Here is a 19,209-nt window from a genome sequence, read left to right as displayed (position 1 = left end):
CGTGAAGGCGGCCGCACCGTCGGCGCCGGCGTCGTCTCCAAAATCGTCGCTTAACGAGCCAATTGAGAGCACGGTGCGCGAATGGCGCGCGCCGTGGTCCTTTTTTCGGGATAGAACACAATGAACGGTCAGAATATTCGCATCCGGCTCAAGGCGTTCGACCATCGCGTGCTCGACAATTCGACTCGCGAGATCGTCAACACGGCCAAGCGCACAGGCGCGCAGGTTCGCGGACCCATTCCGCTGCCGACGCGAATTGACAAATACACCGTCAACCGGTCGCCCCACGTCGACAAGAAGAGCCGCGAGCAGTTCGAAATTCGGACTCACAAGCGTCTTCTGGACATCGTGGATCCGACACCACAGACGGTGGATGCACTGATGAAGCTCGATCTCGCCGCCGGTGTCGACGTCGAAATCAAGCTCTAAGCTAAGCGTTTAGACGCGGTTTTCGTTTTGGTGGGTCCTCTTGGGAAACAATGACCCGGAAAGCCGCAAGATAAAGAGAAGGTAACAACCGATGCGTTCTGGATTGATCGCACAGAAGCTGGGAATGACCCGCATCTTCACCGATGACGGCGCTCATGTACCCGTTACCGTTCTGGCGCTGCAGGGCTGCCAGGTGGTGGGCCAGCGGACGCAGGACAAGGACGGCTATGTCGCGCTGCAACTCGGCGCCGGCTCGGTCAAGGTCAAGAATGTGAGCAAGGCCGAGCGCGGGCATTACGCCGCTGCCAAGGTCGAGCCCAAGCGTAAGGTCGTCGAGTTCCGTGTGAGCGAAGACAACCTCATCGATGTGGGTGCCGAACTTCAGGCCGACCACTTCATTGAAGGCCAGCTTGTGGACGTTACGGGCACCTCGATCGGCAAGGGCTTTGCCGGTGCCATGAAGCGTCACAATTTCGGTGGTCTGCGGGCTTCGCACGGCGTGTCGGTCTCGCACCGCTCGCACGGCTCGACCGGTCAGAACCAGGACCCCGGTAAGGTGTTCAAGGGCAAGAAGATGGCTGGGCACATGGGTGCCGAGCGGGTCACGACCCAGAACGTCAAGGTCGTCAAGACCGATGTCGAGCGTGGGCTGATCATGGTCCAGGGTTCGGTTCCGGGCTCCAAAGGCGGCTGGATCCAGATCCGCGACGCCGTCAAGAAGCCGCGTCCGGAAGGTGTTGCGCTGCCCGGTTCGTTCAAGGCCGCAGCCAATGGGGAGAGTGCATAATGGAACTCCAGGTCACAACCCTTGAGGGTAAGTCGGCCGGCAAGGTCACTCTCGACGACACCGTTTTCGGTCTCGAGCCTCGCGCCGATCTGATCCAGCGCATGGTGCGCTATCAGCTCCTCAAGCGCATGTCGGGTACGCACGACGTTAAAAATCGTGCTGAAGTTGCCCAGACCGGCAAGAAATTCGGTCGCCAGAAGGGCGGCGGCGGTGCACGTCACGGCTCGCGTCGTTCCAACATCTTCCGAGGTGGTGGACGCGCATTCGGCCCGACCCCGCGCAGCCACGCGATCGAGCTGCCCAAGAAAGTCCGCGCGCTTGCTCTCAAGCATGCTCTTTCTGCCAAGGCCAAGGCAGGTGATCTCGTCATCATCGACCAGGCGACTGCCGAAGCGCCCAAGACTGCCGCACTTCGCGCCATCTTCGGTAAGCTCGGTTTTTCCAGTGCGCTGATTATCGGTGGCACCGAACTGGATACCAATTTCGCGCTCGCCGCGCGGAACATTCCCCAGATCGACGTGCTTCCGGCTCAGGGCATCAACGTTTACGACATTCTGCGTCGTGAGAAGCTGGTCCTGACCAAGGACGCTCTCGCTGCGCTGGAGGGCCGGTTCCAATGAGCGCGCTCAAGCACTACGACATCATCCGCAATCCGGTCGTGACTGAAAAGTCCACCATGGCTTCGGAATACGGTCAGGTCGTGTTCGATGTTGCCATCGACGCAACCAAGCCGGAAATCAAGGCCGCCGTAGAGGCGCTCTTTGAAGTCAAGGTCAAGGCTGTCAACACCATCGTCCGCAAGGGCAAGGTCAAGCGGTTCCGCAACATGCTTGGCACCCGCAAGGACGTCAAGAAGGCCGTCGTTACCCTCGTTGACGGTCAGACCATCGATATTTCGACCGGTCTGTAAGAAGGCGAGAAGGAAGAGTTCAAATGGCTTTGAAACAATACAATCCCACCTCGCCGGGCCGCCGCCAACTTGTCGGCATCAACCGGTCCGAGCTCTGGAAGGGTGGCCCGGTCAAGAAACTGACCGAGGGTCTTTCCAAGTCGGGTGGCCGCAACAGTAACGGCCGCGTCACTTCGTTTGCACGAGGCGGCGGACACAAGCGCAGCTATCGCATGGTCGATTTCAAGCGCACCAAGTTCGACGTCCAGGGTACCGTTGAGCGCCTTGAATACGATCCCAACCGGACCGCGTTCATTGCTCTGGTAACCTATGATGATGGTGAGCAGGCTTACATCCTGGCGCCGCAGCGTCTTGCCGCTGGTGACAAGGTGATCTCGTCGATGAACGCCGTCGACGTGAAGCCGGGCAACACCATGCCGCTTGAGCGTATGCCGGTCGGCACGATTGTGCACAACATCGAGCTCAAGCCCAAAAAGGGCGGCCAGATGGCCCGTTCGGCCGGCGCTTATGCGCAATATGTTGGCCGTGACTCGGGCTGGGCGATCCTTCGCATGGGGTCGGGTGAGCAGCGGTTGGTCCATGGCTCGTGCCTTGCAACCGTCGGTTCGGTTTCCAACCCGGACCATTCCAATACCTCGATCGGCAAGGCCGGCCGCAATCGCTGGCTGGGCCGGCGTCCGAATGTTCGCGGTGTCGCGATGAACCCGGTCGATCACCCCCATGGTGGTGGTGAAGGCCGCACCTCGGGTGGCCGTAACCCGGTTACTCCGTGGGGCAAGCCGACCAAGGGCAAGCGCACCCGCACCAACAAGGCGACGGACAAGTTTATCGTCCGCTCGCGGCACCTCAAGAAGGGCAGGTAAGCCATGGCACGTTCCGTCTGGAAAGGCCCGTTCGTCGACGGGTATCTGCTGAAGAAGGCAGACAAGGTCCGGGAATCGGGCCGCAATGAAGTGATCAAGATCTGGAGCCGTCGCTCCACCATCCTGCCGCAGTTCGTTGGCCTCACCTTTGGCGTCTACAACGGTCAGAAGCACATCCCGGTGAATGTCTCCGAGGATATGATCGGCCACAAGTTCGGTGAGTTTTCGCCCACGCGCACCTATTACGGTCACGCGGCCGACAAGAAGGCGAAGAGGAAGTAACGATGGGCAAGGAAAAGCGTGAACGCGCGCTCAAGGACACAGAGGCGAAAGCCGTCCTTCGCATGGTGCGCACAAGCCCCCAGAAGCTCAACCTGGTCGCCGCACAGATCCGTGGCAAGAAGGTCGAGAAGGCTCTTGCCGAACTCGAATTCTCGCGTAAGCGGATTTCGGTTTCGGTCAAGAAGACCCTGGAAAGCGCCATCGCGAACGCCGAAAACAACCATGGTCTGGATACAGACTCCCTGGTGGTCTCGGAAGCCTTCGTTGGCAAGGCTCTGGTGATGAAGCGGTTCCATGCCCGTGCCCGCGGTCGCGGCGCGCGCATCGAGAAGCCGTTCTCGCATCTGACCATCGTCGTCCGTGAAGTCGAGGAGGCCGTCTGATGGGCCAGAAAGTTAATCCGATCGGGCTTCGCCTCGGTATCAACCGCACCTGGGATTCCCGTTGGTACGCCAACAAGGGCGAATATGGTTCGCTCCTGCAGGAAGATCTCAAGATTCGCGAGATGCTCGAGAAAGAGCTCAAGCAGGCCGCTGTTTCCAAGATCGTTATCGAGCGCCCGCACCGCAAATGCCGCATTTCGATCCACTCGGCGCGTCCGGGCATCGTGATCGGCAAGAAGGGTGCGGACATCGAGAAGATCCGCAACAAGGTCAAGAAGTTCACCAATTCGGAAGTGCACATCAACATTGTTGAAGTGCGTAAGCCGGAAACCGACGCAACGCTGGTCGCACAGGGCATCGCCCAGCAACTCGAGCGCCGCGTGGCGTTCCGCCGTGCCATGAAGCGTGCCGTGCAGACGGCAATGCGCATGGGCGCCCAGGGCATCCGCGTCAATGTTGGTGGCCGTCTTGGCGGTGCCGATATCGCCCGGACCGAATGGTATCGTGAAGGCCGCGTGCCGCTTCACACCCTTCGTGCCGACGTCGACTATGGTGTTGCCGAAGCCGCGACCACCTATGGCATCATCGGGATCAAGGTCTGGATCTTCAAAGGCGAGATCATGGAACACGATCCGATGGCTCACGAGCGCCGTGCCACCGAAGGTGGTGACTCCGGCGGTCAGGGCCGCCGCGGTCCGGCTGCAAGCTGATAGGACTAAAAAAAATGCTGCAACCGAAACGTACGAAGTTCCGCAAGGCCCACAAGGGCCGGATCCACGGCGCCGCCAAAGGCGGCACCGACCTGAATTTTGGCGAATATGGCTTGAAGGCTCAGGAACCTGAGCGTATAACCGCCCGCCAGATCGAGGCCGCACGCCGCGCGATGACTCGCTATATGAAGCGTGCCGGTCGTGTGTGGATCCGGGTTTTCCCGGATGTGCCCGTGTCGTCCAAGCCGACCGAAGTCCGTATGGGTAAAGGTAAGGGTGCTCCTGAATACTGGGCAGCCCGCGTCAAGCCCGGCCGGATCATGTTCGAAGTTGACGGCGTAAGTGAAGAGATTGCGCGTGAAGCTCTGCGTCTGGCGGCCATGAAGTTGCCGATCAAGACGCGGTTCGTCAGCCGCATTGCAGATTAAGGACGTACAGCGATGGCAAAGCCGAGCGACGTTAGAGCAAAGACGGTCGACGAACTCAAGGATGAGCTCGTCAATCTGAAGAAAGAGCAGTTCAACCTGCGTTTCCAGCGCGCTACCCAGCAGCTGGAAAACACTTCTCAGGTGCGCAAGGTCCGCCGCGATATCGCGCGCGTTCAGACCGTGATCGCCGAGAAGGCGCAGGCCGGAAAGTAAGGAGACACAAATGCCCAAGCGTATCCTGCAGGGGACAGTGGTCTCCGATACGAACGAAAAAACGGTTGTGGTGAGCGTCGAGCGCCGCTTTACACACCCGATCATGAAAAAGACCGTGCGCCGGTCCAAGAAGTACCACGCCCACGACGAAGCCAATGCGGCCAAGGTCGGTGATGTGGTGCAGATCGAAGAATGTGCGCCGATCTCCAAGAATAAGCGTTGGACGCTGGTTCATCCGGCATAACGCAAGAGCTCACAAAGAGATCTAGTGCCGTGCCGGATACCGGACGCGGACCAGTAATTAAAGAAGGCAACCAGTCATGATTCAGATGCAGACGAACCTCGACGTCGCCGATAATTCGGGCGCTCGTCGTGTTATGTGCATCAAGGTGCTGGGCGGTTCGCATCGCAAGTATGCGTCTGTTGGCGACATCATCGTTGTGTCGGTCAAGGACGCCATCCCGCGCGGCCGCGTCAAGAAGGGCCAGGTGATGAAGGCCGTGGTGGTTCGCACCGCATCCGACATCCGTCGCCCCGATGGCACCGTGATCCGTTTCGACCGCAATGCGGCGGTGATCATCAACAACAACAAGGAACCGATCGGCACCCGTATCTTTGGCCCGGTTCCTCGTGAGCTGCGCGCGAAAAGCCACATGAAGATCATTTCGCTCGCGCCGGAGGTGCTGTAATGGCTGCCAAGATCAAAAAAGGTGACAAGGTCATCGTGCTGACTGGCAAGGACAAGGGCAAGACCGGCCAGGTGCTTCAGGTCATGCCGACCGATACCAAGGCACTGGTTTCCGGCATCAATCTGGTGCGTCGTCACCAGAAGCAGACCCAGAGCCAGGATGCGGGCATCATCACCAAGGAAGCCCCCATTCACCTGAGCAATATCGCTCTGGTCGATGCCAAGGACAACAAGCCGACCCGCGTCGGCTTCAAGATCGAAGACGGCGTCAAAAAGCGCGTCGCAAAGCGTTCTGGAGAAGTGATCGATGGCTGAGACATACCTTCCGCGCCTGCGCACACATTATGAAGATGTGGTGCGTGCCGGTCTCACCGAGACCTTCAACTACGTCAACCCGATGCAGGTTCCCAAGCTTGAGAAGGTCGTTCTCAACATGGGTGTCGGCGAAGCGGTTGCCGACTCCAAGAAGGTGAAGGCTGCCCTGGCCGATCTCGAAAAGATCGCCGGCCAGAAGCCCGTCGTCACCTATGCGCGCAAGTCGATCGCCGGCTTCAAGGTCCGCGAAGGCATGCCGCTCGGCGTCAAGGTCACGCTGCGTCGTGCCCAGATGTATGAATTCATCGACCGCCTGGTCAACGTCGCGTTGCCGCGCGTTCGTGACTTTCGCGGCCTGAACCCCAAGAGCTTCGATGGCCGCGGCAATTACGCCATGGGCATCAAGGAACATATCGTGTTCCCCGAGATCAACTATGACCAGATCGACCAGGTCTGGGGCATGGACGTGATCGTCTGCACCACGGCAAAGACCGACGAAGAAGCGCGCGCGCTTCTCAAGGCTTTCAATTTCCCGTTCCGCCAGTAAGCGGATAACTGGAAAAGAGACGAAAGAGAGACTTAGATGGCTAAGACTAGCTCCATCGAGAAAAACAAGCGCCGCGCCAAGCTCGCCAAGCAGTATGCACCCAAGCGGGCTGCGCTCAAGGCCAAGGCAAAGGATGCGTCGCTGAGCTTTGAAGAGCGTTTCGCTGCCCAGCTCAAGCTGGCCGAGCTGCCCCGCAACGCTTCGCCGGTTCGCATTCGCAACCGCTGTGAGGTTTCGGGTCGTCCGCGCGGCTACTATCGCAAGCTCAAGCTGAGCCGTATCGCGCTCCGCGAGCTTGGCTCGATGGGCATGATCCCTGGTTTGGTCAAGTCGAGCTGGTAAGGAAAGAACGAAGATGACTCTTACAGATCCTCTCGGCGATATGCTGACCCGCATCCGCAACGCGCAGATGCGCCGTCGCGATGTCGTCCGTACGCCCGCTTCGAGCCTTCGCGCTCATGTGCTCGACGTTCTCAAGGCCGAGGGCTACATTCGTGGCTATTCGGAAGAGACCAACGAAAACGGCCTTCCCGAATTCGCCATCGAGCTGAAGTACTCGGAAAGCGAACCGGTTATCCGGGAAATTCAGCGCGTGTCGAAGCCCGGTCGCCGGGTTTATGCCTCGGTCAAGAATATTCCGGTTGTTGGCAATGGTCTTGGTGTTTCGATCCTGTCCACCCCCAAGGGCGTGATGGCCGATCACAAGGCACGTGCCGAAAACGTTGGCGGTGAGGTCCTCTGCCGCGTCTTCTAAGACGTGTTTCATGCCGGTCGTTTCAGCCGACCGGCGTGGTGCACATACGTTTGGAGTTTCCGTGTGATCGGAAGCGGGCAGGGTGAAAGCCTGCCTTCACACAACGAAAAGGCAATTTAATATGTCGCGTATTGGCAAAAAGCCGGTAGCACCGGTCAGCGGCGTGACGGTCACAGTGGACGGCCAGAAGGTCACCGCAAAAGGCTCCAAGGGTGAGCTTTCTGTGGTGCTCGTTGATCTGGTCAAGCCCGAGATGACCGATGACGGCGTCGTTGTCACCCCTGTCAACGACAGCCGTGAGGCCCGTTCGGCCTGGGGTCTGTCCCGCTCGCTCGTGCAGAACATCGTGACCGGCGTCTCGACTGGCTTTGAGCGCAAGCTCGCCATCACGGGCGTCGGCTATCGTGCCCAGATGCAGGGCTCGGACCTCAAGCTGTCCCTCGGCTTTTCCCATGAAGTGATCTTCAAGGCGCCCGACGGGATTTCGCTTGCAGCGCCCACCCAGACGGAAATCGTCGTCACGGGTATCGACAAGCAGCAGGTCGGACAGGTCGCGTCCGACATTCGTGAGTTTCGTCCGCCGGAGCCCTACAAGGGCAAGGGCGTGCGCTATGCGGATGAGCACATCTACCGCAAAGAAGGCAAGAAGAAGTAAGGATTGGTCGAGATGGCTAAGCTTTCTGGTATCGAACGGCGCAAGGCGCGTGTTCGTCGGGCTCTCAAGGCCCGTGCCAACGGTCGTCCGCGCTTGTCGGTCTTCCGTTCGGAAAAAAATATCTACGCACAGATCATCGACGATGCGAATGGCGTGACGCTGGCGTCCGCTTCTTCGCTCGAAAAAGATCTCAAGATCAAGAACGGCGCCAATCAGGCCGCAGCCTCTGAAGTTGGCAAGGCACTTGCTGTCCGCGCCACCAAGGCTGGTGTTTCGAACGTTGTGTTCGATCGCGGGTCGTATCTGTTCCATGGCCGCGTCAAGGCGCTGGCCGATGCCGCCCGCGAGGGCGGGCTGAGCTTTTAAGCGAACGCTCCTTACAAGATAAAAGAGAAAAAAGACTGGTAGGAACGATGAGAGACACTCAAGAACGCGATAGCGAATTCGTCGATCGCCTGGTGCATATCAACCGTGTTGCCAAGGTGGTAAAGGGCGGTCGTCGCTTTGGTTTTGCTGCCCTCGTGGTGGTTGGTGATCAGAAGGGCCGTGTCGGTTTCGGTCATGGCAAGGCGCGTGAAGTGCCTGAAGCCATCCGCAAGGCAACAGAGCAGGCCAAGCGTCAGATGATCCGCGTGCCGCTGCGCGAAGCGCGTACGCTGCACCATGACGTGCAGGGCCGTCACGGCGCCGGCAAGGTGATCCTGCGTGCGGCTCCGGCCGGTACCGGTATCATCGCGGGTGGCCCGATGCGCGCCGTTTTCGAAACCCTTGGTATCAACGATATCGTTGCCAAAAGCCAGGGTTCGGCAAATCCCTACAACATGGTTCGCGCCACGTTCGACGCGCTCAAGAACGTTGACAGCCCCCGTTCGGTGGCGGCCCGTCGCGGTCTCAAGGTTTCCGAGTTGCAGGCACGTCGCGGCGAAGCCGCCGTCGAGGCTTGATAGAGCGCTCGAGGAGAGAAACAATGGCTAAAAAGACCGTCATCGTCGAGCAGATCGGTTCGCCGATCCGTCGCAAGGAAGATCAGCGCGCGACACTTGTGGGCCTGGGCCTGAACAAGATGCATCGCCGCAGCGAGCTGGAAGACACGCCGTCGGTGCGCGGCATGATTTCCAAGGTCGCTCACCTCGTCCGCGTCGTGGACGAGCAGTAAGAGGGATTTGGTATTATGAAACTCAACGAGATCTCCGATAACGCCGGCGCCACCAAAGCCAGGGCACGCGTCGGTCGCGGCATCGGCTCTGGTCTTGGCAAGACCGGTGGTCGTGGCGTCAAGGGTCAGAAGTCCCGTTCGGGCGTTTCGATCAATGGCTTTGAAGGCGGGCAGATGCCGCTTCACATGCGGATGCCCAAGCGCGGCTTCAACAATCCCTTCGCCAAGAAGTGGAATGCTGTTCGTCTCGACCGCATCCAGGCCTATATCGACAGCGGCAAGCTCGACGCCAAGGGCGTCGTGGATGCAGAAGCACTGGTCAAGGCCGGCGTCATTCGCCGCGCCAAAGACGGCGTTCGCCTGATCAACAGCGGTGAATTCAAGGCCAAGAAGGTTACCTTCAAGGTCAACCACGTTTCCGCTGGTGCCGCCGCTGCCATCGAAGCGGCCGGGGGCAAAGTCGAGTTGATCGGCAAGCCTGCCGACGCCGAATAGTCGTTACAATGTTTCGAGCGCGCCCTGGTAATCTTCCCGAATACGGGGATTGCATAAGGGCGCGCTCTGACTATATCAGAGCATTGTCTTTTCCGCGGGCCCATGTGGCCCGTTCCTTTGCTCTATAAGCCACTTCAGAGGGAGCCGTTATGGCGTCTGCAGCCGAGCAACTGGCCCGAAACTTGAGTTTTTCGACCTTTTCGAAGGCCAAGGAACTCCAGAAGCGGATTTTCTTCACCCTTGGCGCGTTGCTGGTTTACCGACTCGGCACCTATATTCCGATTCCAGGCATCGACCCTGATGCTTTCGCGTCGACGTTTCAGCAGGCGCAGGGCGGCATCTTCGGGCTGTTCAACATGTTCGCCGGTGGCGCCGTTGAACGGCTTGCGATTTTCGCGCTCAATCTGATCCCCTACATTACCGCCTCCATCGTCATCCAGGTGATGTCGACGGCTTCTCCGCGCCTTGAGGCGCTCAAGAAGGAAGGCGAGAGCGGGCGGCGCAAGCTCAACCAGTACACCCGGTATCTCACGGTCATTTTCTGCGCCGTTCAGGCCTATGGCATCGCCGTGGGCCTCGAAGCCAGCGAAGGCGTCGTGGCGGATCCGGGCTGGTTCTTCCGTATTTCGACCGTCATCACGCTTGTTGGCGGCACCATGTTCCTGATGTGGCTGGGTGAACAGATGACCGCGCGCGGTGTCGGCAACGGCATTTCGCTGATCATTTTTGCCGGTATCGTGGCCTCGTTGCCCGCGACCATTGCCCAGACGCTCGAACTGAGCCGCACCGGTGCGCTGCCGACCATTGCCGTCGTCGGTATTTTGGTTGGCGCCATTGTGGTGATCGGGATCATCGTGTTCTTTGAACGCGCCCAGCGCAGGCTTTTGATCCAGTATCCGAAGCGCCAGGTGGGCAACAAGATGTATCAGGGCGACACTTCGCACCTGCCGCTCAAGCTCAATACGGCCGGTGTTATCCCGGTGATCTTCGCGTCCTCGCTGCTGCTGTTGCCGGCAACGATCGCGACGTTCTCTGCGCAGGGCGATGCTCCGCAATGGCTGCAGTACATCTCGGCGCTGCTCGGGCGGGGCCAGCCGCTCTACCTGGCGCTGTTTGCCGGGATGATCATCTTCTTTGCGTTCTTTTACACCTCGATCGTTTTCAATCCGACCGAGACGGCGGACAATCTCAAGCGCTCGGGCGGGTTCATTCCGGGCATTCGTCCGGGCGAAAGAACGGCGCAGCATATCGATTACGTGCTGACACGCATTACCGTGGTCGGTGCGATCTATCTGACCATCGTGGCGCTGATCCCGGAAGTGTTTTTGAGCCAGCTCAACATCTCGGCCTTTCTGGGCGGTACCTCGCTGCTCATCATGGTTACAGTGACGCTGGATACGGTGAGCCAGATTCAAAGCCACCTGATCGCGCAGCAATATGAGGGCATGGTCAAGAAATCACGTCTAGGGGGACGGAAAAGATGAGACTGGTTCTTTTGGGTCCGCCGGGCGCGGGCAAGGGTACGCAGGCACAGATTCTGGTATCGACCTATTCCATTCCGCAGCTCTCGACGGGCGACATGCTCCGGGCGGCCATTGCCGACAAGACTCGGCTGGGTCTGGAAGCCAAGGCGATTGTCGATCGCGGGGATCTGGTTTCCGACGACATCGTTTCCGGCATCATTTCCGAGCGCATGGATCAGCCCGACTGCGAGAACGGGTTCATCCTCGATGGTTTCCCGCGCACCATTGCGCAGGCTGAGGCCTTGACCCACATGCTCGACCGCAAGGGGGTTCACCTCGACGCGGTCATTGAAATCACGGCCGATCCCGATGTGCTGGTCGAACGCATCATCAATCGGGCCAAGGAAAGCGGCGGCGCAAGGGCGGACGACAATGAAGAGGTGCTGCGCAAGCGTCTCGATGTCTACACCCAGCAAACAGCGCCTCTTGTGGCGTTCTATTCCGAGCAGGGTCTGCTCAAATCAGTGGATGGAATGGCACCGATCGAGGATGTAACAGCCGCGATCAAGTCAGCGATCAGCTGACCGAAACGATTGGGCTTGCGGCGGTGTTGACTTTGATGCCGTGAGTCCTTAGAACCGCGCCCAGTCTCAGAAATTTCGAGGGCTGGATTCGGTTCCTTCCGTATAGAGAAGGGGGTCGGATGCCGGTCCCTTGTTGTTGAACGAAACGGGACGGTAACGTCCTCATATCAATTTAGGAGATCCGACGTGGCTCGTATTGCTGGCGTCAATATCCCGACGAACAAGCGCGTGGTTATCGCGTTGCAGTATATTCACGGGATTGGGCCGAAGATGGCCTCTGAAATCTGCGAAAAGGTGTCCATTCCGGCCGAGCGGCGCGTGAATGAGCTGACCGACGCGGAAGTTATCCAGATTCGCGAAACCATCGACCGTGACTATCAGGTCGAGGGTGACCTTCGCCGTTCGGTTGCCATGAACATCAAGCGTTTGATGGATCTGGGCAACTATCGCGGCCTGCGTCATCGTCGCGGTCTGCCGGTGCGCGGTCAGCGGACCCACACCAATGCCCGTACCCGCAAGGGCCCTGCAAAGGCCATCGCGGGCAAGAAGAAATAAGAAAGCCGGGATGGAGCGGCAGGGGCGGGCAGTAGTGTCCGGCCGGAACGTTCCACTTCGGGTTTCTTGAGGTGTAGCCGCTGGAACCACGGCGGCGCTAGAGATCACTAGAGGAAGTAAATGGCTAAAGCAGAAACTACGCGCGTTCGCCGCCGCGAGCGCAAGAATATCAGTGCTGGCGTTGCACATGTGAACGCCTCGTTCAACAACACGATGGTCACCATCACCGACGTTCAGGGCAATACGATCTCCTGGTCCTCCGCCGGTACGATGGGTTTCAAGGGTTCGCGCAAATCGACCCCTTACGCAGCCCAGATGGCTGCAGAAGACGCTGCCAAGAAGGCGCAGGAACACGGCATGAAGACCCTTGAGGTCGAAGTTCGTGGCCCGGGTTCAGGTCGTGAATCGGCACTGCGTGCCCTTCAGGCTGCCGGCTTCACTGTCACTTCCATCCGGGACGTTACATCCATTCCGCATAATGGGTGTCGGCCGCGCAAGCGTCGTCGCGTCTGATGTGAATGGACCTCGGCAGGGCCAGCCGGGGTTCTTTTACGGTTTGCGGCATGGCGGCCGGGCAGGGCCGCGATTTTAAAAAGGAAGTTGGACGTGATGATCCAGAAAAACTGGCAGGAACTGATTAAGCCGACCAAGCTCGACGTCGTTCCGGGCAGCGATTCCGCGCGCGTCGCCTCCGTGGTCGCCGAGCCGCTTGAACGCGGTTATGGCCTGACCCTGGGCAACACGCTGCGCCGGGTTCTGCTCTCGTCGCTGCAGGGTGCGGCAATCACCGCCATCCAGATCGATGGCGTATTGCATGAATTCTCGTCGATTCCCGGCGTGCGTGAGGACGTGACAGATCTCGTTCTCAACATCAAGGAAATCGCCATCAAGATGGAAGACGAAGGGCCCAAGCGCCTTACGCTTTCCAAGCAGGGTCCGGGTGCCGTCATCGCTGGCGACATCAAGACCACCGGCGACATCGAAGTGCTCAATCCTGACCTTGTCATCTGTCACCTTGATGACGGTGCCGAGATCAATATCGAGTTCACGGTCAATACCGGCAAGGGTTATGTTCCGGCCGACCGCAACAAGCCCGAAGATGCACCGATCGGTTACATTGCCGTCGATGCTCTGTTCTCGCCGGTCAAGCGCGTCAGCTACAAGGTCGAAAAGACCCGTGAGGGCCAGAACCTGGACTTTGACAAGCTGAGCATGCAGATCGAGACCAACGGCGCGATCAGCCCCGAAGACGCGCTGGCCTTTGCGGCCCGCATCGTTCAGGATCAGCTCTCGGTCTTCGTAAATTTCGAAGAGCCCACCAAGGAAAAGGCAGAGGATTCGACACCCGAACTCGCCTTCAACCCGGCGTTGCTCAAGAAGGTGGACGAACTCGAGTTGTCTGTGCGTTCGGCGAACTGCCTCAAGAACGACAACATCGTTTATATCGGCGATCTCATCCAGAAGACGGAAGCGGAAATGCTCCGCACGCCGAACTTCGGGCGCAAGTCGCTCAACGAGATCAAGGAAGTGTTGGCCCAGATGGGGCTCCATCTCGGGATGGACGTCAACAACTGGCCGCCCGAAAACATCGAAGACCTCGCCAAGCGTTACGAAGATCACTACTGATCTTCCGCGGGCCAAAAGCTACTAGGAGAGTACCATGCGCCACGGTAAAGCCGGCCGCAAACTGAACCGGACCTCTTCGCATCGCAAGGCGATGTTCAAGAACATGTCCGCAGCATTGATCAAGCACGAACAGATCGTGACGACCCTGCCCAAGGCGAAGGAGTTGCGTCCGATCGTCGAAAAGCTCATCACCCTTGGCAAGCGCGGCGATCTGCATGCCCGCCGCCAGGCCATCGCCCAGATCGGCGATGAGACCATGGTCAAGAAGCTGTTCGATATTTTGGGCCCGCGTTACAAGGACCGCAATGGTGGCTACACCCGCGTCCTCAAGGCCGGCTTCCGTCACGGCGATAATGCCCCGGTCGGCATCATCGAGTTCGTCGATCGCGACGTCGAGGCCCGGGGCAAGGATTCCGGCCCGACCGCCGACTTCACGCGTGATGAAGAGAGCGAAGCCGCGTAGGCGGTTTCTTCCTGCTGTAGAATTGAAAAGGCGGCTTGTGAGCCGCCTTTTTTCGTTCTTACAGATCGGCTTGGCTTAGGCCCCATGCTGCATAGAGGACTTTGAGCTCCCTCGTGCTCCGGCAAAAGACATGCGGCAGCCCTGTTTGAATTGCGCTCTGACGGGTTCCCTCTGCCTTGTTGCGGGTCTTCCATAGCCAGGCAAGCATCTCCCATTTGACCGAGTCACGGTCCCCTTCGAGTCCGCCAGCCCGACGCCGCCGGGATAGGCTGCGGCGCAAATAGCGCAGGGTGCGCACGGCAAGATTTTCATCGAGCACGATGATGCCGGTGGCCCGCGCCACGCGCTGTGGCATCAGGACCGAATAGGAGCCGTCCATGATCCATGCCGGCTCGGCGATAGCAGCATCGTGCAGAGCCGCGAATTCGGCGTCGGGGCGCTGTTCCCAATCGGTGCCGGGTATGTGCCGCAGCCGGTCAAGGTGAATGGCAGGGACGCCGAGCCGCATTCCAAGCGCTTCAGTGAGTGTCGATTTTCCCGAGTTCGTCGGACCGAGCACCATGATCCGCGGCCCGAGTGCTTCGGGCCGCGGCAATTGGCCGTTGCCGGCGTCCATCACACGAGAATGTCGTCGACCCAATAGAGGTCGCGACGGTCAAAGCCGTTGAACGGGGTGAGGGAGGCCTGCGTGTAGGCGCCCATCAGGCCGAACTCGATATAATCGTCCTCGGTGATGGCGGCCGGCAGGATGAAGGTCTGGGGCATGACGTCGTAGCTGTCGCAGGTCGGCCCGAAGATCTTGAAGTCCCAGCTCTCACCGGTCAGCACCTTGTCGCCGCGCCACACGCGGATCGGCGGCATGAACTCAAGGATCATCGCTTCCATCAGCGAGCCATAGACGCCGTCGTTGAGATAGACCGACTGTTCGCCGCGCACGTGTTTGACGCGCAGCAGGAGCGATGTGCAGCCCGTGGATAGGCCGCGTCCGGGCTCGGCAATCAGTTCGGGCTTGTTCGAGCCGAACGTATCGGCGACAGCGTTGCGGATGGTCTCGAAATAGACGTCGAGGGGCGGGGCCGAATTGGTGATGTAGGGGGCGGGAAAGCCGCCGCCGATATTGAGGCGCTTGAGCTCGATGCCCGAGGCCTGGGCGATGCGCCCTGCAGCGGCGATGTGGCGCTCATAGGCATAGGCTTCCTCGCACTGGCTGCCGACGTGGAAGCACAGCGAGGTCGAATATCCCATGGCCTTGGCCAATGTGCAGATCGCGATGGCGCCCTCCTCCATAACGCCGAACTTGGTGCCGAAATCGTAGGATTTGAGCGCCTTGCCGGCCTTGAAGCGCACAGTCACCTCGACATCCTCGCTGGGCGGGATGACGGCGGCGAGCTGGTCGAGCTGGGCCACATGGTCGATGGTAAAGGAGCGAACCCCGAATTCGGAATAGGCGCGCTCGATCTCTCGACGAGACTTGATGGGATTGTTGTAGTGCATCCCGGCTTGAGGCGCGTATTTGCGGATCAGGGCCATCTCGGTGTTGGAGGCAACATCGTAGGCCTTGAGCCCCTCGCGATTCATGATCTCGAGGATATGGGGCGAAGGATTGGATTTGACTGCATAGGTCAACAGGCCATCAAAGCCCGCCTTGAAGGTATTTATTGCATCGACCAGAAGCCGTTCGGAAAACAGGAAACTCGGATAGTCGGGTTCCTCGGTGGCGATCAGTTCTGCGGTGTTCGCGTATGTGCGAGACGGCGCGTGGTCCATTGACCTTGATACCTTGTACGGGGGTTGAAAGCGCGCGTGTATAGGGCTCATTGCCCCCCTCTGCAATGGCCAATTTCGCCTATAGAGACAGGTTGTGACGATTCTTTGTGCGGGGTCAAAATTGCCACGCTTTTGCCGCCAACCTTACGAGCTTGTCACTTGAAACCGGAGCCTTGGCGACTAACCTCTGACGCGCGTTGCAAGCTCCGGAGTCTCCCCATGTTCCGCAAGTCGATTGTTGCTATTCTTCTGGTCCTCGCACCTGCCGCGGCCTTTGCCCAGGTCGAGCGGACGGTGCCGCAGAGCCAGGAGGAAATCCAACTCTCCTATTCGCCGGTGGTCCAGCAGGTCGCGCCGGCGGTCGTCAATGTCTATGCAACCCGGGTCACCCAGCAGCAGAGCGGTTTTGGCGATCCTTTCTTCGACCAGTTTTTCGGTCGCTCGCCGCTCTTCAACCAGCGGCCGCAGACCTCGCAATCGCTGGGGTCGGGCGTGATTGTCAGTGCGGATGGCATGATCCTCACCAACAATCACGTCGTGGAAGGGGCGACCGATATTCGGATTGTGCTCAATGACGGGCGGGAATATCCCGTCGAACTGGTGCTGGCCGACCCCTCTACCGATCTGGCCGTGCTCAGGGCCGAGGATGGGGCGGGGGAGTTTCCCTTCGTGTCATTTGCCGATTCCGACCAGTTGGAGGTCGGCGATCTCGTTCTGGCCATCGGCAATCCGTTCGGAGTGGGGCAATCGGTGTCCAGCGGTATCGTTTCGGCACTGGCGCGAACCGGCATGGGGATGACCGACTATCAATTCTTCATCCAGACCGACGCAGCGATCAATCCGGGCAATTCGGGCGGTGCGCTGGTCGATATGAACGGGCAACTGGTCGGTATCAACACGGCGCTGTTTACCCGCTCGGGCGGCTCGCAGGGCATCGGGTTCGCCATACCCTCCAATATGGCGCGGGTGATCGCCGATGCGGGCGCGGCGGGTGGCGAGATCATGCGGCCCTGGCTCGGCGCGCAGATGCAGATGCTGGACGCCGACCTGGCCGCCAGCCTGGGACTGGTGACGCCGCGCGGGGCACTGGTAACTGAAATCGCGCCCGACAGCCCGGCCGAGGCGGCAGGGCTGGCTTCGGGCGACGTGATCACCGCGATCGATGGGGTGGCGGTTCAGGACCCCGAAGCGCTCAACTATCGCGTTGCGACCAAGCCGGTCGGCTCGATCTCCGAATTGACGCTGTGGCGGAACGGCGCCGAGACGACTGCCGCACTGGAAATGGGGGCGCCGCCCGCGACTTCGGACCGGCAGGCGACGATTTCGGGCAATACGCGATTTGCAGGGGTCAGCGCGGCTGAACTGAACCCCGCATTGGCGCAGCAATTGGGGCTGGGCTTTTCAACGCAGGGGGTCGCCGTCGTCGAGGTTGAGGCGGGAAGCCCGGCGGCGCGCATGGGGCTCGAGCAAGGCGATGTGATCGTTGCGCTGAACGGCACGGAAATTCGTGATATTGAAACCTTCGAATCCCTAGCCAGCCAGCGCCCGCGCGCCTGGCAGATCATCCTGCAACGCGAAGGCAGGGTCATCCGTTCGGTGGTGAGCGGATGATAGTTTTGTGAGGTGCGATGAGCGACCTTTTTCCCGAGGACCTTCCAGCCTCCCGACCGACGGATGAACCGGGCGCCGACCGGCCGCTGGCCGACCGGCTGCGGCCGAAATCGCTCGATGAGGTGATCGGGCAGACCCATATCATCGGGCCCGACGGCACGCTGCGGCGGATGCTGGCGTCGGGGCGGCTGGGTTCGCTCATCCTGTGGGGGCCGCCGGGAACCGGCAAGACGACAGTGGCGCGGTTGCTGGCCGATGCAGTGGACTATCGGTTCGAGCAGATTTCGGCGATCTTTTCGGGGGTAGCGGACCTCAAGAAGGTGTTCGAAACGGCGCGCACGGCGCGGCGGGCCGGGCAGCGTACGCTGCTGTTCGTCGATGAAATCCATCGCTTCAACCGGGCGCAGCAGGACAGTTTTCTTCCCGTCATGGAAGATGGCACCGTGGTGCTGGTCGGGGCGACGACGGAGAACCCCAGTTTCGAGCTCAACGCGGCGCTTCTGTCGCGCGCGCAGGTGCTCAAGTTTACCAGTCTCGACCGTGACGATCTCGATGCGCTTGCCACGCGGGCCGAAGAGGAATTGGGCAAGGCACTGCCGCTCGATGAGGACGCGCGGCAGACGCTGATCGGGCTGGCCGATGGCGATGGGCGGGCCATGCTGGGGTTGATCGAGGAGATCATTGCCGCAACCGGACCGGATGACGTTTTAGATCCTGCAGGGCTGGCGCGTCTGGTTCAGCGGCGGGCGCCGATCTACGACAAGAGCCAGGACGGGCATTACAACCTGATTTCGGCGCTGCACAAGACTGTGCGCGGATCGGATCCCGATGCGGCGCTCTATTATTTCGCGCGCATGATCGATGCGGGCGAGGATCCGATGTATCTGGCGCGGCGGCTGATCCGCATGGCGGTCGAAGATATCGGCATGGCCGATCCACAGGCACTTCCCATCGCCACGGCCGCCAAGGACGCCTATCACATGCTCGGCTCGCCCGAGGGCGAACTGGCGCTGGCCGAAGTGGTGGTTTATCTGGCCACGGCACCGAAATCGAACGCGCTTTACAATGCCTACAACCGAGCACTGGCCCTGGCCAAAAAGACCGGCTCGCCGACGCCGCCCATGGCCATTCTCAATGCGCCGACCAAGCTGATGAAGTCGGAGGGGTATGGCGAGGGCTATATCTACGACCACGACACCCCCGAGGGGTTTTCGGGCCAGGAGTATTTTCCCGAAAAGATCGGGCGGCAGGATTTCTATCAGCCCGTCGAGCGCGGGTTCGAGCGCGATATCAAGAAGCGGATGGACTATTTCGGGAAATTGCGCGCGGCGAAGCGCGACAGCTAAACAGCGACTTCGCTCATGACGGCGGGGCGATTTCCCGCTAGAACGACCGCGAATGACAAAGGACAGAGTTTTATGAGCGGCGTGCAATTGCGGGAAGTGGCGGCGGATGAGGACGGGATGCGGCTCGACCGCTGGTTCTCGGTGCATTTCCCAGACCTGAGTTTTGGACGCCTACAAAA

The 19,209-nt window shown here is 59.9% G+C and carries 31 protein-coding genes and 1 pseudogene; 30 read left to right on the top strand and 2 right to left on the bottom strand.

Annotation, left to right across the window (positions count from 1 at the left end):
- The first annotated feature begins 120 nt into the window (after window positions 1–120).
- From rpsJ to rplQ, 27 genes are all read left to right on the top strand, one after another.
- A complete protein-coding gene (gene rpsJ, locus AACZ55_RS10560; protein ID WP_014130837.1) occupies window positions 121–429 on the top strand; it encodes a 30S ribosomal protein S10 in 309 nt (102 codons plus the stop codon).
- Between the two features lie 91 nt (window positions 430–520).
- A complete protein-coding gene (gene rplC / locus AACZ55_RS10555) occupies window positions 521–1,216 on the top strand; it encodes a 50S ribosomal protein L3 (protein ID WP_338610410.1) in 696 nt (231 codons plus the stop codon).
- Window positions 1,216–1,836 (top strand): 50S ribosomal protein L4, encoded by a 621-nt coding sequence (gene rplD, locus AACZ55_RS10550; RefSeq protein ID WP_338610411.1) that lies wholly within the window; start codon window positions 1,216–1,218, stop codon window positions 1,834–1,836. The genes rplC and rplD overlap by 1 nt, the downstream gene beginning before the upstream one ends.
- Window positions 1,833–2,126 (top strand): 50S ribosomal protein L23, encoded by a 294-nt coding sequence (locus AACZ55_RS10545; RefSeq protein WP_338610412.1) that lies wholly within the window; start codon window positions 1,833–1,835, stop codon window positions 2,124–2,126. The genes rplD and AACZ55_RS10545 overlap by 4 nt, the downstream gene beginning before the upstream one ends.
- Window positions 2,127–2,149: 23 nt before the next feature.
- The gene (rplB, locus tag AACZ55_RS10540) at window positions 2,150–2,989 is read left to right on the top strand and encodes a 50S ribosomal protein L2 (protein ID WP_338610414.1); all 840 of its coding nucleotides are present in this window, start codon (window positions 2,150–2,152) and stop codon (window positions 2,987–2,989) included.
- Between the two features lie 3 nt (window positions 2,990–2,992).
- Window positions 2,993–3,271 (top strand): 30S ribosomal protein S19, encoded by a 279-nt coding sequence (rpsS, locus tag AACZ55_RS10535; RefSeq protein WP_014130832.1) that lies wholly within the window; start codon window positions 2,993–2,995, stop codon window positions 3,269–3,271.
- Between the two features lie 2 nt (window positions 3,272–3,273).
- On the top strand, window positions 3,274–3,654 hold the full coding sequence (rplV, locus tag AACZ55_RS10530; RefSeq protein ID WP_338610415.1) for a 50S ribosomal protein L22: 381 nt from the start codon (window positions 3,274–3,276) through the stop codon (window positions 3,652–3,654).
- Entirely contained in the window at window positions 3,654–4,364 is a 711-nt protein-coding gene (gene rpsC, locus AACZ55_RS10525) for a 30S ribosomal protein S3 (RefSeq protein WP_264227496.1), read from the top strand. The genes rplV and rpsC overlap by 1 nt, the downstream gene beginning before the upstream one ends.
- Window positions 4,365–4,378: 14 nt before the next feature.
- Entirely contained in the window at window positions 4,379–4,792 is a 414-nt protein-coding gene (gene rplP / locus AACZ55_RS10520; RefSeq protein ID WP_264227497.1) for a 50S ribosomal protein L16, read from the top strand.
- Window positions 4,793–4,804: 12 nt separating this feature from the next.
- Complete coding sequence (gene rpmC, locus AACZ55_RS10515; protein WP_014130828.1) at window positions 4,805–5,005, top strand: 50S ribosomal protein L29; 201 nt, start codon at window positions 4,805–4,807, stop codon at window positions 5,003–5,005.
- A 10-nt stretch (window positions 5,006–5,015) separates the two neighbouring features.
- The gene (rpsQ, locus tag AACZ55_RS10510; RefSeq protein WP_338610416.1) at window positions 5,016–5,249 is read left to right on the top strand and encodes a 30S ribosomal protein S17; all 234 of its coding nucleotides are present in this window, start codon (window positions 5,016–5,018) and stop codon (window positions 5,247–5,249) included.
- A gap of 76 nt (window positions 5,250–5,325) precedes the next feature.
- Entirely contained in the window at window positions 5,326–5,694 is a 369-nt protein-coding gene (rplN, locus tag AACZ55_RS10505; RefSeq protein WP_014130826.1) for a 50S ribosomal protein L14, read from the top strand.
- Entirely contained in the window at window positions 5,694–6,008 is a 315-nt protein-coding gene (gene rplX, locus AACZ55_RS10500; protein WP_014130825.1) for a 50S ribosomal protein L24, read from the top strand. The genes rplN and rplX overlap by 1 nt, the downstream gene beginning before the upstream one ends.
- Entirely contained in the window at window positions 6,001–6,555 is a 555-nt protein-coding gene (rplE, locus tag AACZ55_RS10495; RefSeq protein ID WP_338610419.1) for a 50S ribosomal protein L5, read from the top strand. The genes rplX and rplE overlap by 8 nt, the downstream gene beginning before the upstream one ends.
- A 36-nt stretch (window positions 6,556–6,591) precedes the next feature.
- A complete protein-coding gene (rpsN, locus tag AACZ55_RS10490; RefSeq protein WP_264227502.1) occupies window positions 6,592–6,897 on the top strand; it encodes a 30S ribosomal protein S14 in 306 nt (101 codons plus the stop codon).
- A gap of 13 nt (window positions 6,898–6,910) precedes the next feature.
- On the top strand, window positions 6,911–7,309 hold the full coding sequence (gene rpsH / locus AACZ55_RS10485; protein WP_338610421.1) for a 30S ribosomal protein S8: 399 nt from the start codon (window positions 6,911–6,913) through the stop codon (window positions 7,307–7,309).
- 121 nt (window positions 7,310–7,430) lie between these two features.
- Window positions 7,431–7,964 (top strand): 50S ribosomal protein L6, encoded by a 534-nt coding sequence (rplF, locus tag AACZ55_RS10480; RefSeq protein WP_338610422.1) that lies wholly within the window; start codon window positions 7,431–7,433, stop codon window positions 7,962–7,964.
- Window positions 7,965–7,976: 12 nt separating this feature from the next.
- Complete coding sequence (rplR, locus tag AACZ55_RS10475) at window positions 7,977–8,330, top strand: 50S ribosomal protein L18 (protein WP_338610423.1); 354 nt, start codon at window positions 7,977–7,979, stop codon at window positions 8,328–8,330.
- 47 nt (window positions 8,331–8,377) lie between these two features.
- Complete coding sequence (gene rpsE / locus AACZ55_RS10470) at window positions 8,378–8,908, top strand: 30S ribosomal protein S5 (protein ID WP_014130819.1); 531 nt, start codon at window positions 8,378–8,380, stop codon at window positions 8,906–8,908.
- Between the two features lie 23 nt (window positions 8,909–8,931).
- Window positions 8,932–9,120 carry a 50S ribosomal protein L30 gene (gene rpmD / locus AACZ55_RS10465; RefSeq protein ID WP_014130818.1) on the top strand — a complete coding sequence of 63 codons (189 nt, stop codon included), beginning with the start codon at window positions 8,932–8,934 and terminating at the stop codon, window positions 9,118–9,120.
- A 15-nt stretch (window positions 9,121–9,135) separates the two neighbouring features.
- Window positions 9,136–9,615 (top strand): 50S ribosomal protein L15, encoded by a 480-nt coding sequence (gene rplO, locus AACZ55_RS10460; protein WP_339645932.1) that lies wholly within the window; start codon window positions 9,136–9,138, stop codon window positions 9,613–9,615.
- Window positions 9,616–9,764: 149 nt separating this feature from the next.
- A complete protein-coding gene (gene secY, locus AACZ55_RS10455; RefSeq protein WP_338610426.1) occupies window positions 9,765–11,099 on the top strand; it encodes a preprotein translocase subunit SecY in 1,335 nt (444 codons plus the stop codon).
- Window positions 11,096–11,662: an adenylate kinase gene (locus AACZ55_RS10450; protein WP_339645930.1), complete on the top strand. Its 567-nt coding sequence runs from the start codon at window positions 11,096–11,098 to the stop codon at window positions 11,660–11,662. The genes secY and AACZ55_RS10450 overlap by 4 nt, the downstream gene beginning before the upstream one ends.
- Before the next feature lie 186 nt (window positions 11,663–11,848).
- Window positions 11,849–12,217, top strand: a complete 369-nt coding sequence (gene rpsM, locus AACZ55_RS10445) for a 30S ribosomal protein S13 (protein WP_014130814.1) — start codon at window positions 11,849–11,851, stop codon at window positions 12,215–12,217.
- A gap of 120 nt (window positions 12,218–12,337) precedes the next feature.
- Window positions 12,338–12,730, top strand: a complete 393-nt coding sequence (rpsK, locus tag AACZ55_RS10440; protein ID WP_014130813.1) for a 30S ribosomal protein S11 — start codon at window positions 12,338–12,340, stop codon at window positions 12,728–12,730.
- A gap of 96 nt (window positions 12,731–12,826) precedes the next feature.
- Entirely contained in the window at window positions 12,827–13,843 is a 1,017-nt protein-coding gene (locus tag AACZ55_RS10435) for a DNA-directed RNA polymerase subunit alpha (protein WP_338610661.1), read from the top strand.
- Window positions 13,844–13,877: 34 nt separating this feature from the next.
- The gene (rplQ, locus tag AACZ55_RS10430; protein ID WP_338610430.1) at window positions 13,878–14,306 is read left to right on the top strand and encodes a 50S ribosomal protein L17; all 429 of its coding nucleotides are present in this window, start codon (window positions 13,878–13,880) and stop codon (window positions 14,304–14,306) included.
- Window positions 14,307–14,364: 58 nt separating this feature from the next.
- Here the strand turns inward: rplQ and AACZ55_RS10425 are convergent, their stop codons facing one another.
- Window positions 14,365–14,922, bottom strand: coding sequence for an AAA family ATPase (locus AACZ55_RS10425; protein ID WP_339645925.1), 558 nt, complete (start codon window positions 14,920–14,922; stop codon window positions 14,365–14,367).
- A complete protein-coding gene (locus AACZ55_RS10420; protein ID WP_339645922.1) occupies window positions 14,922–16,073 on the bottom strand; it encodes a hypothetical protein in 1,152 nt (383 codons plus the stop codon). Before AACZ55_RS10420 ends, AACZ55_RS10425 begins: the two co-directional genes overlap by 1 nt.
- A gap of 219 nt (window positions 16,074–16,292) precedes the next feature.
- On the opposite strand from AACZ55_RS10420, the gene AACZ55_RS10415 reads away from it, so the two are divergent.
- From AACZ55_RS10415 to AACZ55_RS10405, 3 genes and pseudogenes are all read left to right on the top strand, one after another.
- Window positions 16,293–17,684: a Do family serine endopeptidase gene (locus AACZ55_RS10415; RefSeq protein ID WP_339645919.1), complete on the top strand. Its 1,392-nt coding sequence runs from the start codon at window positions 16,293–16,295 to the stop codon at window positions 17,682–17,684.
- Window positions 17,685–17,701: 17 nt separating this feature from the next.
- Entirely contained in the window at window positions 17,702–19,030 is a 1,329-nt protein-coding gene (locus AACZ55_RS10410; RefSeq protein ID WP_339645916.1) for a replication-associated recombination protein A, read from the top strand.
- A gap of 72 nt (window positions 19,031–19,102) precedes the next feature.
- A pseudogene (locus AACZ55_RS10405) lies at window positions 19,103–19,209 on the top strand (RluA family pseudouridine synthase); the annotation flags it as partial.

Source organism: uncultured Pelagibacterium sp. (genome assembly GCF_963972885.1).
Lineage (GTDB): Bacteria > Pseudomonadota > Alphaproteobacteria > Rhizobiales > Devosiaceae > Pelagibacterium > Pelagibacterium nitratireducens.
This window is presented reverse-complemented; position numbering and strand designations above follow the sequence as displayed.

Bases quoted from the DNA above. Each gene is read 5' to 3' on its own strand.
- rplN (WP_014130826.1), top strand. From the start codon at position 5,326: ATGATTCAGATGCAGACGAACCTCGACGTCGCCGATAATTCGGGCGCT.
- rpsE (WP_014130819.1), top strand. From the start codon at position 8,378: ATGAGAGACACTCAAGAACGCGATAGCGAATTCGTCGATCGCCTGGTG.
- AACZ55_RS10545 (WP_338610412.1), top strand. From the start codon at position 1,833: ATGAGCGCGCTCAAGCACTACGACATCATCCGCAATCCGGTCGTGACT.
- secY (WP_338610426.1), top strand. From the start codon at position 9,765: ATGGCGTCTGCAGCCGAGCAACTGGCCCGAAACTTGAGTTTTTCGACC.
- rplE (WP_338610419.1), top strand. From the start codon at position 6,001: ATGGCTGAGACATACCTTCCGCGCCTGCGCACACATTATGAAGATGTG.
- AACZ55_RS10450 (WP_339645930.1), top strand. From the start codon at position 11,096: ATGAGACTGGTTCTTTTGGGTCCGCCGGGCGCGGGCAAGGGTACGCAG.
- AACZ55_RS10435 (WP_338610661.1), top strand. From the start codon at position 12,827: ATGATCCAGAAAAACTGGCAGGAACTGATTAAGCCGACCAAGCTCGAC.
- rpsQ (WP_338610416.1), top strand. From the start codon at position 5,016: ATGCCCAAGCGTATCCTGCAGGGGACAGTGGTCTCCGATACGAACGAA.
- AACZ55_RS10420 (WP_339645922.1), bottom strand. From the start codon at position 16,073: ATGGACCACGCGCCGTCTCGCACATACGCGAACACCGCAGAACTGATC.
- rpsN (WP_264227502.1), top strand. From the start codon at position 6,592: ATGGCTAAGACTAGCTCCATCGAGAAAAACAAGCGCCGCGCCAAGCTC.
- rpmC (WP_014130828.1), top strand. From the start codon at position 4,805: ATGGCAAAGCCGAGCGACGTTAGAGCAAAGACGGTCGACGAACTCAAG.
- AACZ55_RS10410 (WP_339645916.1), top strand. From the start codon at position 17,702: ATGAGCGACCTTTTTCCCGAGGACCTTCCAGCCTCCCGACCGACGGAT.
- AACZ55_RS10425 (WP_339645925.1), bottom strand. From the start codon at position 14,922: ATGGACGCCGGCAACGGCCAATTGCCGCGGCCCGAAGCACTCGGGCCG.
- rpsS (WP_014130832.1), top strand. From the start codon at position 2,993: ATGGCACGTTCCGTCTGGAAAGGCCCGTTCGTCGACGGGTATCTGCTG.
- rpsK (WP_014130813.1), top strand. From the start codon at position 12,338: ATGGCTAAAGCAGAAACTACGCGCGTTCGCCGCCGCGAGCGCAAGAAT.
- rplD (WP_338610411.1), top strand. From the start codon at position 1,216: ATGGAACTCCAGGTCACAACCCTTGAGGGTAAGTCGGCCGGCAAGGTC.
- rpsC (WP_264227496.1), top strand. From the start codon at position 3,654: ATGGGCCAGAAAGTTAATCCGATCGGGCTTCGCCTCGGTATCAACCGC.
- rpsH (WP_338610421.1), top strand. From the start codon at position 6,911: ATGACTCTTACAGATCCTCTCGGCGATATGCTGACCCGCATCCGCAAC.
- rpsJ (WP_014130837.1), top strand. From the start codon at position 121: ATGAACGGTCAGAATATTCGCATCCGGCTCAAGGCGTTCGACCATCGC.
- rplO (WP_339645932.1), top strand. From the start codon at position 9,136: ATGAAACTCAACGAGATCTCCGATAACGCCGGCGCCACCAAAGCCAGG.
- rplB (WP_338610414.1), top strand. From the start codon at position 2,150: ATGGCTTTGAAACAATACAATCCCACCTCGCCGGGCCGCCGCCAACTT.
- rpmD (WP_014130818.1), top strand. From the start codon at position 8,932: ATGGCTAAAAAGACCGTCATCGTCGAGCAGATCGGTTCGCCGATCCGT.
- rplP (WP_264227497.1), top strand. From the start codon at position 4,379: ATGCTGCAACCGAAACGTACGAAGTTCCGCAAGGCCCACAAGGGCCGG.
- rplR (WP_338610423.1), top strand. From the start codon at position 7,977: ATGGCTAAGCTTTCTGGTATCGAACGGCGCAAGGCGCGTGTTCGTCGG.
- rplC (WP_338610410.1), top strand. From the start codon at position 521: ATGCGTTCTGGATTGATCGCACAGAAGCTGGGAATGACCCGCATCTTC.
- rplQ (WP_338610430.1), top strand. From the start codon at position 13,878: ATGCGCCACGGTAAAGCCGGCCGCAAACTGAACCGGACCTCTTCGCAT.
- rplX (WP_014130825.1), top strand. From the start codon at position 5,694: ATGGCTGCCAAGATCAAAAAAGGTGACAAGGTCATCGTGCTGACTGGC.
- rplF (WP_338610422.1), top strand. From the start codon at position 7,431: ATGTCGCGTATTGGCAAAAAGCCGGTAGCACCGGTCAGCGGCGTGACG.
- rplV (WP_338610415.1), top strand. From the start codon at position 3,274: ATGGGCAAGGAAAAGCGTGAACGCGCGCTCAAGGACACAGAGGCGAAA.
- AACZ55_RS10415 (WP_339645919.1), top strand. From the start codon at position 16,293: ATGTTCCGCAAGTCGATTGTTGCTATTCTTCTGGTCCTCGCACCTGCC.